General features: G+C 64.3%; 13 protein-coding genes. 9 read left to right on the top strand and 4 right to left on the bottom strand.

Features of this window, described 5'->3' with window-relative positions:
• Nucleotides 1-274 precede the first annotated feature (274 nt).
• The 4 genes from JW929_13435 to JW929_13420 form a co-directional block, all read right to left on the bottom strand.
• Nucleotides 275-1,018: an ABC transporter permease gene (locus JW929_13435; GenBank protein ID MBN1440405.1), complete on the bottom strand. Its 744-nt coding sequence runs from the start codon at nucleotides 1,016-1,018 to the stop codon at nucleotides 275-277.
• 11 nt (nucleotides 1,019-1,029) lie between these two features.
• A complete protein-coding gene (locus JW929_13430; protein MBN1440404.1) occupies nucleotides 1,030-1,959 on the bottom strand; it encodes an ABC transporter ATP-binding protein in 930 nt (309 codons plus the stop codon).
• 175 nt (nucleotides 1,960-2,134) lie between these two features.
• The gene (locus tag JW929_13425; GenBank protein MBN1440403.1) at nucleotides 2,135-2,452 is read right to left on the bottom strand and encodes a transcriptional regulator; all 318 of its coding nucleotides are present in this window, start codon (nucleotides 2,450-2,452) and stop codon (nucleotides 2,135-2,137) included.
• Nucleotides 2,453-2,454: 2 nt separating this feature from the next.
• Nucleotides 2,455-3,024 (bottom strand): hypothetical protein, encoded by a 570-nt coding sequence (locus JW929_13420; protein MBN1440402.1) that lies wholly within the window; start codon nucleotides 3,022-3,024, stop codon nucleotides 2,455-2,457.
• 282 nt (nucleotides 3,025-3,306) lie between these two features.
• On the opposite strand from JW929_13420, the gene JW929_13415 reads away from it, so the two are divergent.
• The 9 genes from JW929_13415 (at nucleotide 3,307) to JW929_13375 (ending at nucleotide 12,318) form a co-directional block, all read left to right on the top strand.
• Nucleotides 3,307-4,167, top strand: a complete 861-nt coding sequence (locus JW929_13415) for an SMP-30/gluconolactonase/LRE family protein (GenBank protein ID MBN1440401.1) — start codon at nucleotides 3,307-3,309, stop codon at nucleotides 4,165-4,167.
• Between the two features lie 36 nt (nucleotides 4,168-4,203).
• Nucleotides 4,204-5,091: a hypothetical protein gene (locus JW929_13410; protein MBN1440400.1), complete on the top strand. Its 888-nt coding sequence runs from the start codon at nucleotides 4,204-4,206 to the stop codon at nucleotides 5,089-5,091.
• A 125-nt stretch (nucleotides 5,092-5,216) separates the two neighbouring features.
• A complete protein-coding gene (locus tag JW929_13405) occupies nucleotides 5,217-6,023 on the top strand; it encodes a hypothetical protein (GenBank protein MBN1440399.1) in 807 nt (268 codons plus the stop codon).
• A gap of 328 nt (nucleotides 6,024-6,351) precedes the next feature.
• On the top strand, nucleotides 6,352-6,504 hold the full coding sequence (locus JW929_13400; protein ID MBN1440398.1) for a YqaE/Pmp3 family membrane protein: 153 nt from the start codon (nucleotides 6,352-6,354) through the stop codon (nucleotides 6,502-6,504).
• A gap of 97 nt (nucleotides 6,505-6,601) precedes the next feature.
• Nucleotides 6,602-7,549, top strand: coding sequence for a hypothetical protein (locus tag JW929_13395; protein ID MBN1440397.1), 948 nt, complete (start codon nucleotides 6,602-6,604; stop codon nucleotides 7,547-7,549).
• 1 nt (nucleotide 7,550) lies between these two features.
• Nucleotides 7,551-8,351, top strand: a complete 801-nt coding sequence (locus tag JW929_13390) for an SGNH/GDSL hydrolase family protein (GenBank protein ID MBN1440396.1) — start codon at nucleotides 7,551-7,553, stop codon at nucleotides 8,349-8,351.
• A gap of 25 nt (nucleotides 8,352-8,376) precedes the next feature.
• Nucleotides 8,377-8,967 carry an O-methyltransferase gene (locus tag JW929_13385; GenBank protein ID MBN1440395.1) on the top strand — a complete coding sequence of 197 codons (591 nt, stop codon included), beginning with the start codon at nucleotides 8,377-8,379 and terminating at the stop codon, nucleotides 8,965-8,967.
• A 266-nt stretch (nucleotides 8,968-9,233) separates the two neighbouring features.
• A complete protein-coding gene (locus JW929_13380; GenBank protein ID MBN1440394.1) occupies nucleotides 9,234-9,950 on the top strand; it encodes a hypothetical protein in 717 nt (238 codons plus the stop codon).
• A 265-nt stretch (nucleotides 9,951-10,215) separates the two neighbouring features.
• Nucleotides 10,216-12,318, top strand: a complete 2,103-nt coding sequence (locus JW929_13375) for an acetate--CoA ligase family protein (GenBank protein ID MBN1440393.1) — start codon at nucleotides 10,216-10,218, stop codon at nucleotides 12,316-12,318.
• Nucleotides 12,319-12,376: the final 58 nt, after the last annotated feature.

Raw genomic sequence — 12,376 nt, 5'->3', positions numbered from 1 at the left:
CGGAGATCCGGCCCGGCGCGAACGTGGTCAACGGGAAAATCACCTGCAAGGGCGTGGCGGACGCCTTCGGGATGGACTACACGCCGATCGAGGAGCTGCTGTAGCCGGCTCTCCTTGCCGACGGGCCGGCGGCCTTTGCAGGATGTCATTGCGAGCGACCGAAGGGAGCGAAGCAATCTCCTTCTTCTAAAAAACAAGGAGATTGCTTGGTTGCTTCGCTCCTCCGGCCCCGCCCCGGCTTCGCCGGGGTGGGGCCCACAATGAACAGGACGCGTCACTCCCAGCGGAACACCAGCACCGCGATGACCCCGGCCACGACCATGACCGCGCCCAGAACCAGCACCTCCATCTGATACTCCGACCAGGCGTCCCCCCTCCACAACCCCTGCAGCAGCGCCGCCACGTGGGTGAGCGGATTGAAGCGGATGGCCTTCTGCATCCCTTCCGACATCACCTCCTTGGGGAAGATGACTCCGGAGAGGTAGAGCATCGGCTGCAGCAGGACGTTGCCGATGATGGTGCCGGTGCGCGTGTTGGGCATCACGCCGCCCAGAATCATCCCGATCGAAAAGAAACTCAGGCAGCCGAGGGTGAAGGCGGCGACGACGCTGGCGATGTTGCCTTCGAAGCGCAGATGGAAAAACAGCTTGCCGATCAGGATCAGAAGCAGCATTCCGAGGATCGTCATCGCGAACTGCAACACCAGCTGGGCGCCGAGCACGGCCGCCGGGCTGACCGGCGTGGCGCGGTAGCGGCGCAGGATGCCGCGCTCGCGGTAGGTGGTGAGGGCCATCGGCAGCGCTAAGAGCGCGCTCATCGCGATCACGATGGCGATGAACCCAGGCACCGCCCAATCCAGAAACCCTCTCCCGCCGAACTGCGGATTGGGGTCGTTGGTGAAGACCGCGCCGAGGATCAGCAGGATCATCGGCAGCAGGCCGAGGGTGAAGAAGGCGGCGATCGGGAAGCGGAAATAGATTTTGCATTCCGCGAGGGTGAGTTTCCAGAAGCTTTTCATGCTGTCCTCCGTCAGTCGCGCATCGCGCGGCCGGTCAACTGCAGAAACACGTCTTCGAGGTTTGGTTGTTCCATCCGGATGTCGCTGTAAGCGGCGCCCTGCGCCGAGAGCCAGTTCACCACCGCGCCGATCAGCGCCGGCTCGCCCGGCCGGGGAGCCCTTCCGTAGACGATGACTTCGTCCCCGTCCCGCTCCACGCGGGTCGCACCGTCGAGCGCCTTCAGCGCCTGCGGATCGAGCGCGTTGCGGGTCTTGAACAGGACCCGGGCCTCGGATCCGAGATCGGCCACCAGCGCGGCGGGGGTTTCGAGGGCCACGATTTTTCCGCGGTCGATGATCGCCACGCGGTCGCACAGCGTTTCGGCTTCCTCCATGAAGTGCGTGGTCAGGAAGACCGTGCAGCCGCCGTCGCGCACGTCGCGCACCAGGTCCCAGATGCTGCGCCGCGCCTGCGGATCGAGCCCGGTGGTCAGTTCGTCGAGAAACACAAGCTTCGGCCGGTTGATCAGCGCCAGGGCGATGAAGACGCGCTGCTGCTGGCCGCCGGAGAGTTTGGAGAACCAGGCGTTGCGCTTTTCCGCCAGGCCGAGGCGGGCCAGCAGTTCCGGCCAGGGCGCCGGATCGGGGTAGAAGGAGGCGAACAAGTCGAGGATTTCGCCGACTGTCAGTTGGTCCGGCAGCTGCGATTTCTGCAGTTGGGTGCCGATGACGTAGCGGAGTTCCCGCTCCTGGCGGACCGGATCCAAACCCAGGACGCGGATCTCTCCGCGGTCGGGTCGGCGCAGGCCCTCCAGGCATTCGATCGTGGTCGTCTTGCCGGCGCCGTTGGGGCCGACCATACCGAAGATCTCGCCCGCCCGCACCTCGAGGGAGAGATCGTCGACGGCGACGGTTTTGGCGTACGTTTTTCGAAGGTGGCGGACTTCAAGGACATTGTTCACGGCTTTTTCCTTTCTGGATTCGGCGACGGGTATCCTGCCGGGGTGGAAACCACCGCGGATCGCGCCGAGCACAACCGGATTTATGGTATCGAAGAGACGGAGGGAGCCTGGGATTAACCCGCTTTTGCCTGCATAACGGTTTCTCCTTTCCCGAAGATCCCACCAATAATCTGGTTCATCGTTGTTTTCCCTTTGCGCCGGCCGCGCCTTGGATGATTTCCTCCAGCGCCTCCACCTGGTTGCGGAACACCTTGCGTCCCGTGGCGGTGGCGGCGGCGTAGGTGCGCGGCTTACGGTCGACGAACTTCTTGGTCAGTTCGATGTAGCCGGCTTCCTCCAGCTTGCGGAGGTGGGCGCCCAGGTTGCCGTCGGTCACGCCCAGCAGGTCGCGCAGGAAGGTGAATTCCGCGCTTTCCCCGGTCCGGATCGCCACCAGGGCCGCCATCAGGCGCAGGCGCACAGGCTGATGGATGATCTCGTCGAGTTCGGCCATTGCTAGGCTCTCCCGCGCAACAGCAGCAAACCGCTGCCGATCAGCGCGCCCCCGCCCACCAATGCCAGCCAGAGGAAGAAGTAATCCGGCAGGACGAGGTAGCCGAACAGCATCAGGGCGGTGAAGGCCAGGGAAACCCACAACAGACGCAGGTCGACCCACAGCCCCATCGCCGCCATCCACAGCATGGTCATCAGATACACCAGCAGGTTGATTTCCCGCGGGTCGGACGGATGGACGAAGAACGCGCCCACTACCCCGAACAGGAGGAAAACCGCATATAAGAATCCGAGCCGGGCGCCGTACGGGTTGAGGAATTTGCGGGCCCGCCGGACGTTGACCATCACGGAGAGGATGTTTCCGAGGGTGCTCATCACGATCCAGGGCCCGGCGACCAGCGCGACCGGCAGCCGGTCGGCGAACTGGGTCAGCGTGTATCCGATCATCATGACAGTGCCCCAGATGATCATCTGATAGGCTCCGCCCGAGGCGCTCTGGGCCCGGTTCATCTGGTTTTCCGCCTCGCGAATGGATGCCAGTGCGGATTCGGCAGCGGAACGGTCAATATCCATGAAGCCTCCAATAGAGTACTCTATAACATAGAGTACTCTATTTCGTTTTTCCTGTCAAGGCCCCAGGATGCTTTTTGCGGGCGGTTTGCGGGTCGGCCGTTTTTCGCGAAAAAAACAGTTCGAAAAGCCGTCCAAAGGCGGTCGGGAGGACTGCCTTGGTCGGGGGAAGAGCGTCTGTCATGGACCCCGCCCAGGATTGTTTGGAGAATCGCGGTTCACCCGGCTGAAACCGCCTTCGGGTAGAATCCGGCCGGACAGCAATTCCGCCAATGGGAGGGTGGCATGCAGCCTGAACGGATTGCCGATGGACAGTTCGACATCGCCGAAAACCCGCTTTGGCATCCCGCCGAGCGCCGGTTGTATTGGACGGATATCCCCCGCGGAAAGCTGTACCGATTGGATCCGGCTGACGGGAAGTGGGAGGAGTGTCGGCGCGGGGAGCCGGTCGGCGGGTTTACCATCCAGGCCGACGGCGCCCTGCTGTTGTTCATGGCCCGTGGGGCGATCGCCCGCTGGAACGCCGGCGAGTTGACATACCTGCGCCGGGAAACCGCCGGTGAGGAGGATGGCCGCTTCAACGACGTGATTGCCGACCCGCGCGGCCGGGTGTTCTGCGGGACGATGTCGACCGCGGCGCACGGCGGCCGCCTGTACCGGCTGGATCCGGACGGATCGTTGCACGGGATCCTCGAAGACCTCGGCACCCCGAACGGCATGGGATTCACTCCGGACCGCACCGGGATGTATTTCACCGATTCACGCGCCCGCCGGATTTATCTCTTCGACTACGATGAAGGGACGGGGAATCTGAGCCGGCAGCGGGTCTGGCTTGAGACGCCGGAGAACCTGGGATCGCCGGACGGGCTGACGGTGGATTCGCAGGGGTTTGTCTGGTCCGCGCGCTGGAACGGCTCCGCCCTGTTCCGCTATTCGCCCGACGCGGTCGAAGTCGCGCGGTTCGACTTTCCCGCCCGCAAGGTTTCCAGCGTCGCCTTCGGAGGGGATTCCTACGAAACGGCCTTCGTCACCACCGCGCTCGACGGGAAGGCGAAGGCGGAAGAGGGGCAAGGAGCCGGCGCCGTGTTTCGCATCCGGCCCGGCGTTCCGGGCGTGCCGGAATTCGCTTCCAGGGTGAACGTCTGACGTCCGGCGGGCCGGGGGCGCATCCCCAATCCTCCCATGACGATTCCGAAGAACCTTGCCTATGATCGGAGCGGTTCCGCCGGCGAAAAAAACCGCGGGGCGGACTTCGTCTGGCGCATGATCGACCGCCGGCGGGCTGCGTGGATTCAGGCGCTCTCCCCGCTGTTGTTCCTCGCGCTCTTCACGGCCTGTTGCTGGCTGCCCTTGCGCGATCTCGCCGAGGCGTTCCGCCTCTCGCTGGCGCTGCTGCTGCAGATGCTGTTCCACGAACTCGGGCACCTATTCGTGTTCCGGCGGAACGGAATCCGCAGCCGGATCTGGTGGCTGTTGCCTTTGGGCGCCGCGGCGGCCCCTCTCGACCGGGAGGAGAAACGGAAAAGTGACTCGCTTCCCTGGAACGCGGTGGCCTGGTTGCTCCAGGCCGGCGTCACGGCCAATATCCTTCTGATGCTTGCCGGATCCCTGATGCGCAGCGCCTTTTCCGGATCGGCCGCTCAATTCGGGAAGGATCTGCTCACGGCGGGCGGGATCCTCGCCATTTCCAACCTCCTGCCGCTGGCAAAGCTGGACGGGGGCTTGCTGTTCCATGTTATCTTTTCTTCGCTCAAGGAAAAAGACGACAGGCGGGTGGCCGCCGGTTTGGCGGCGCTGCTGGCGGCGGCGGTCCTCCTCGCCGCCGGCTCGATTGCCTGGCTGGATCTGGGGGAGCTTATCGCCGCCTTCTTCCTGCGTTCCGGGTGGTTCGTGGCGTTCGCCTTGATCGCCGCCGGAATTTGGCATCGCCAGGGTCTGGACAATCCCGTCCACTCCTCGAGCGCGCAGGCGATGAGCCGCAGGCAGGCTTTGGTGCACATTCTCCATTACATCGCCCTGCTGTACATCTCCTTGCGGCTGATCCTGGGGCCGTTGGGCTGGATTTTTTAAGCGCCCCCGTTTTTCCGCGGACGAGAATCCGTGTACAATCCAGGATGGTTGGCCTGCGGAGGAATCCCTGCCGGGAAGCCGTTCTAGGTTTGCGGATCCCCCAAGGCGGAAGGAGGAGAAAAAAGATGAAACGAACCCTTGCCCCGTTTCTGTTGTGGGCCGGCCTGCTGATGTCCCTATCCTGCAGCGCCCTTGCCGGTTCCCCGGTGGAAAAAACGGAATCCCCTTTGAAAACGGAGGAAATGGAATCTTCCCTGCGAGCGGATAAAACGGCCCCCATCCTGGAACCGAAAAAAACGGAATCCCCTCTCCGATTGGAAGAAATCGAGGATTTCTACGATGCGGTGGAGGCCCAAGACGATTTAAGCATCATCCGGTACATCGACTCTGAATTGGACCGGGCGGATTTGGAAACTCCGTACAGCCCATACGATATTTGCTACGAAGAGACCGTCCGCGAGATCGAGAGCGGAGCGGGGGGAAAGCCGGCGGCCGAGCCGGTCGAGGGTTGCGGTTCCGCGGAAGACGGCGATTACGCCATGGCGGCTTCCGTCAGCCTGGAATCCTCCGCCGCGACGGCCGCTTGCGGATACCGTTTCCGCTCCGACGGTGAGGGGGACTGGTACGCGTTGCGGCTGGAACGGACGGAGGGGGCCGCCTTCTGGTCGTTGCTGCGCTTCGCCGGCGGAGTGGTCGCGGAAGTCCTGATCGAGCCGGCCGCCGATGGGGAGCTTATCCTGGCGGACGGCGCGCGGACCCGGGTGCTGTTGTATGCGCGCGGGGAAACGCTGAAGGTGTTTTTCAACGGACGCTTGGCGGGGACGGTGACGGATTCGGGCCTGACGGCCGGGACGATCAGCCTGTTCGCCGAAGCGGAATCCGGCACCGCGATGTGCCGATACGACGCGGTTTGGGTCAACGTCTACCATTAGTCGGGATATAAAACCGGATGTCTTGGCGAGTCCCGCCCCGGCAAACCCGCCGGGCGGGCTGGAACGGGCTTCACTCCGGAACGCACCTCCGTGCGGGGGGCGCCGCTTAGCAGAAAAACCCTGCTTCTGCCGGGTGGTACGGGCGTACTCCTAGAAATGCCCGCCAAGACACCGCCGAAGGGCGTGGTCAACACCCGGCGCAGCCGCGGGGGGGGTGATGGGCGGTGGAAGCCTGCCTCGTTCGGTAAAAAACCGATATTTTCCGCTGCTCGTAGATTGCTGCGATGGATCAACTGCGAGTTTCCTGCATCGCCGAAAGGAGAACGGCATGTCGCTCGGACGGGTACTGCTCTGCATCCTCCTGCCTCCCCTGGCCGTCATCGATAAGGGCTGCGGTTCGATCGTCATCGTCACCCTGCTGACCTTGATCGGCTGGGTGCCCGGGGTCCTCGGGGCGTTGATCGTCCTGAACCGCAAGTGAACCGCCCGCGAGTACGCCTCGAGGTGCTTTCCGGACGCGGATGGAAGCCCGCGCCGGCCGGAGGCTAAATCCGGGATCCATCCGCGGGGAGGTCCGTATGAAACCGACTGACGAACGGATATCCTGGCTGCTGGACTCGCAGACTCCTTCCATCGTTTACCAGACCCTGAGCGATCCGCGCCTGTGCTCCCCGCCGGCGGCGCGGGTCCGCGCGGCGAAGGCGCGAGGGATGCGGACCGGCGCGATACCGGCGATCCTCTCCCGCCAATCCAAGCAAGGCAACTGGAAAATCGATTTCGGCTACTACGGGCCGAAATATTTCAGCACGCATTGGAGCATGATGCTGCTTGCGGAATTGGGAGCGGAAAGGGCCGATGCGCGGTTTCGGCGCGGGGCCGGTTATATGCTCGAGGCAACCCGCGGCAAGGTGCAAGCAGGTTTGGAATCGGAATCCTTCCCTTGGTCCTGCCTGTTCGGCAACATCCTTCGCTACGCGTGGAGCGTGCGGGCCGCGGAAGACGACCGCCTGGAGCGGTTGACCCGGTTTTGCGCCCGGGCGGTTTCCGACGGGGACTGCGCGTGCGGGTGGAACGGCGGAAAAGCCTGCGCCTGGGGCGTGGCGCGCGTATTGTGGGGGCTGGCGGCGATTCCGAAACCGCGCCGCGACCGTAACGTGGAGGCCGCCGTTAGGAAGGGCGTTAACTTTCTGCTTCGGGACCATCATTTGGAGCGGGCTGATTATCCGGTTCCGCGCGGAGGAAGGGTCAGCCCGCTGTGGTTCAAATTGAACTTCCCGCTTTTCTATCAGGCGGACATTCTCTTCACCCTGCGCGTGCTGGACGAGCTGGAGTTCCTGGATCATCGCGGCGCGCGTCCGGCGCTGGATTGGCTGGAATCGCGCCGCCGGCCGGACGGCCGCTGGAAGGGGAGCAGTCCCTTCCGCACCCGCACCTGGCGCGAAATGGGCGCGCCGCCGGAGACGGACCGCTGGGTGACCCTGCAGGCCTTGCGCATCCTGCGCCATGCGGGACGGGCGGATGCGTGATTTGACGGAACGCACCGGGGCACGGATGGATCCGGTCCGTCTGCCGCAGGGATCCCGCGGCCGCAAAACGTCGCCAGCCATCCTGGGCGGATCGTTCCGCCGGATCCGCGCCTGGTGCTGGCGGGCCGCCTCTTTGGTCCATAGATCATTCCCACGCCGGCCTGCGGTGCACGCCGTGGGAGACAGCCATGCGAAGTTCATTTTCCGCGGCGCGCCGGACATCCGGCTGCATCACCTGGGGCCGGTGACGATGCACCGGATCGCGCGCGACGGACGCGCCGCCCTGCTTTTGAGCGATCTGGGCGTGCACGACCGGGATATCGTCATCTGGTGCCTGGGGGAAATCGACGTGCGCTGCCATCTCGTTCCGCAGGCCCGTCGGCAGGGCGTGACCGTCGCCTCCCTCGCCGCAAGTTTGGCCGGAGGATTTCTCCGGTCCGTCTCTGAAATCCAAAAGGACGCGCGCGCCCTGCGGACGGTCATCTTGTCGGTCATTCCTCCCACCGATCAAGCCCCAAATCCGGCGTTTCCCATCGCCGGCACCCTCGCCGAACGGGTCGAAGCCCGCCGGATTCTCAACCGGTCGCTGGCCGAACAATGTTCCGCTTTCGATTTTCATTTCCTGGATCCGTTCGACCCTTTCGCGGATCCGGAGGGCGCCCTGCGCCGAAGCATGTCGGACGGCAACGTCCATGTCGGGCCGTCGCACGCGGATCGAGTCCTCGAGCCGGTCAGGGATTTATGCTCGCCGTGGCGGGAGACCCTTCCCAGCCGGGCCGGCCCGGGAAGGGATTCGGCTTGATGGAGTGAAGGGAGAATAGGCGTCCATGTTCCACAACATCCGGCCGGAAATCCTCGAACGGATGCGCCAATTGGAGGCGATCGACCGCCGGGACCGCGCCGACGGCACGCCCCGCCAGCGGCGCCTGCGCCAAATCCCGCCCGAGACCGGCCGGTTCCTGGCCCTGCTGGCGGCGGGCACGCCGCCGGGCGCGTGGCTTGAAATCGGCTCCAGCGCCGGGTATTCGACGATGTGGCTGGCGCTGGCCTGCGAGCGCTTCGACCGGCGCCTGACCGCGTTCGAGATTCTGCCGGAGAAGGCCGCCCTGGCGCGGGAGACTTTGAGCCGGGCGGGGATCGAACAGTGGGTGGAACTGGTTGAAGGCGATGCGCGCAACCATCCGGCGGCGTTCCGGCAGGTTGCGTTTTGTTTTTTGGACGCGGAAAAGGAAATCTACTCCGACTGCTACGAAGCGGTAGTCCCCAACCTGGTTCCCGGCGGGATCCTGGCCGCCGACAACGCGGTCAGCCATGCCGATTCTCTCCGGCCGGTGCTGGAAAGGGCGCAGGCGGATCCGCGCGTGGATTCCCTGATCGTGCCGGTGGGCAAAGGCGTGTTGATCTGCCGGAAGGAATGATTCCGCCGGCGCCGCGGATTCCGGCGGGAGGGCAAAACCACCGCAAAATGCCGCCGTCTCGATATGCCTGTACGGAATGCGGGCTGCGCCGGCTTGGCTCTGCCAAGCCGGACGGGGATCGACCAGGGTGATCCACACCCTGTTCGGGGCGTTTTAAATTAAGAGTTCAATAATGCGGAAAGGTGAATTCACTGCGACAAGGTACAATGCCGTTCGGCCTCCGCCGTACGGCAGGGGATTCCGCAACGGACAATGCTGAGGATTGCATGGACGATTCAAGCCTGATTGAAGAATTCGGCAGCCGGTCCCGGTCCGCCCGCAACATCCGGTTGGCCGCCGCGGCCGCTTTGCTTTTGTCCGCCGTCGGATTCGCACTCTACGGAATCCCTTCGGCGCGGGATGCCCAATGGAGCGGCGTGCTGTTGGCCGCGGCGGGCGTCCTGGCGGCGGCCGCCTTCGGTTTGGCGGTTTTCTCCTTCACGAGATTGCGCTGTCCGAACTGCGAGCGGGCGCTGTGGGGGGCGTTCCAGGCCGCCTTCTGCCCGTCCTGCGGGGCGGCGCTGAAGGCCGGCGCCGGTTCATTCCACGCCGCCCGGTCCACCCGCAAACTGGAGGGCAGGACGGCCATCGTGCGGCGGGGATCGGCCCGGACGTCGGCCAGGGTCTGGGAGCCGCAGGTCGGGCTTTCCGGCGCGGACGATTTCCCCATGGAATCGTATCCCAAGAACATTCGCATGTTCACGACCAGCGACGAACTGGAATTGACCAAGCGCTACATGCGGCTGATCGACAAGGATGACATCCGGCGATCGGGGCCGGGCGCCGAGCGGCGGGAACCGCCGGCGGGGGATCTCGGACCGGACGGGCAGGTTCAGCGCCGAAGCCGGTGGACTTCGCTGTCGATGGAGACGAAGATCGCGCTGGCCGGGGGCTGTATGATCGCCGTCGTCATTCTTTTCCTGTTGATCGCCGCGCTGCAATAGGGCCGCTGCCGGGCGCGGGGCGTTTCTTCGGGTAGGCACGCAAGGCGGCCCGGGCGGCCGGCATGGACCGCCGCGGGCTTCTTTTTTTTTACGTAGTTTTCTTCCCCGAAATGCGGATTCCTTCATGAGGTTACTTTGCTGCGGCGACAGTTTGTGCGGAAGGCGGTATACTTCGATGAGATTCCGGAGCGCCGGAGCTTACTGCGGCCTTGCGTCGTGGTAAAATAGCGCGTTTTTGAACCGGATCCTTCCACCGAGGAACGTCATGAGTCTTGAGAAATTTTTTGCCCCCAAATCCGTGGCCATCGTCGGCGCCTCCACCCAAAGAACCAAAGTCGGATTCGAGATCCTTGAAAATATGATCGAAGCCGGATTTCCCGGAAAAGTATTCCCGGTCAACAACAAGGCGGACGAGATTCTGGGGTTGAAATGCTACCCCGACCTGCCTGCGATCGGGGAGGTTCCGGATTTGGTGGTGATCGTGGTCCCCGCGCCGGTCGTTCCGGCGATCATGCTGCAATGCGGCAAGCTGGGGGTGAAAGCGGTGATCATCATCACCGCCGGCTTCAAGGAAGTGGGCAAAGAAGGGCTGGCGCTCGAACAGCGGATCACCCAGACCGCCTCCCAGTACGGGATCCGCGTCATCGGCCCCAACTGCCTGGGAATCATCGCCCCTTCGCGGAAAATCAACGCCAGCTTCGGCGGGAGCCTGCCCGCGGCGGGGGGAATCGGATACCTGTCGCAATCCGGCGCGCTGCTGGCCGCGATCCTGGATATGGCCAACGCCTCCGGGATCGGCTTCAGCAAACTGATCTCGATCGGCAACAAAATCGACGTCAACGAATTGGACCTGATCGCCGCCCTGGGCGACGATCCGGAGACGAAAGTCATCGCCGGATACCTGGAAAGCATCAGCGACGGCAACATGTTCGTCCGCCGCGCCGAGCAGGTTTCGAACGTCAAACCCATTCTGCTGATCAAATCCGGCGGCACCGCCGTGGGGGCCAAGGCCGCCTCGAGCCACACCGGCTCGCTGGCCGGCGGGGAAACCGCCTACGAGGCGGGCTTCGAGCGCGCCGGGATCATCCGCTGTCCGTCGATCGACAAGCAGTTCGACTACGCCGAGGCCTTCGCCGTCCAGCCCCTGCCGAAGGGCAACCGGGTGGCGATCATCACCAACGCCGGCGGTCCGGGGATTATGGCGGCCGACGCGGTCGAGCGGGAAGGGCTGGGCTTCACCCAGCTCGCGCATGCGACGATGGACAAGCTGGAGTCCTTCCTGCCGGCGGCGGCTTCGGTCCACAACCCGGTGGACATCCTCGGGGATGCGCTGGCAGACCGCTACGAGCAGGCGCTCGACACCGTGCTCGACGATCCCGGGGTGGACATCGCCCTGGTGATCCTCACCCCGCAGGCGATGACCGAGTGCCGGGAGACGGCCGAGGCGGTGGCGCGGGTGGTGAAGAAGAAGCCCGGCAAACCCGTCCTGGCCTGCTTCATCGGCGCGGAAAAAATCACCGAGGCGCTGAAAGTCCTGCGCGCGGCGGGCATTCCGCAATACGTCTCGCCGGAAAACGCCGTCGACGTGATCAAGGTGATGACCGAGCACGTGCGCTGGCGCAACAAGCCCAAGCGCGTGGTGAAGCTCTTCCCGGTCAACCGCCACAAGGTGGAGATCATCATCGAGCGCCACATCCGCCAGGGATTGCGCGAGGTGGGCGAAGCCGACGCCAAGGAAATCCTCGAAGCCTACGGCTTTGTCACCCCCAAGGGGGCCCTGGCCACCTCGCCCGAGCAGGCCGCCTCGATCGCCGATCAGATCGGATATCCGGTGGTGATGAAGATCTGGTCGCGCGACATCATCCACAAATCCGACGTGGGCGGGGTGAAGCTCGGAATGCGCAACGCCCAGGAGGTGATGGACGCCTTCGACCTGATGATGTACCGCGTGCCGAAGAAGGCCCCCGACGCGCAGATTCTGGGGGTGCTGGTGCAGCAGATGTGCAAGGGCGTGCGCGAGGTGATCCTCGGGATGAACCGCGATCCGCGCTTCGGCCCGTTGATGATGTTCGGCATGGGCGGAACGATGGTGGAAGTGATGAAGGATGTTTCCTTCTACCTGGCGCCGCTGACGGCCGACGAGGCCAAGCAGATGCTGATTAGCACCCGCACCTACAAGATGCTGCAGGGCGTGCGCGGCGAGGAAGGAGTCGACATCGACGCGATCGCCGAGGGCTTGCAGAGGCTTTCGCAGCTGGTGACGGAGTATCCGCAGATCCAGGAGCTGGACATCAATCCCTACGTCGTCGGGCCCCGCGGAACGGTTCCGATCGCGGTCGACGCCCGGATGAGCGTGGAAGAGAAATAAACCCCCTCCCCTGCCCTCCCCCGTTTGCTTCGCAAACGGGGGAGGGCAGGGGAGGGGG

It is taken from the genome of Anaerolineales bacterium, assembly GCA_016928575.1.
Lineage (GTDB): Bacteria > Chloroflexota > Anaerolineae > Anaerolineales > RBG-16-64-43 > JAFGKK01.
This window is presented reverse-complemented; position numbering and strand designations above follow the sequence as displayed.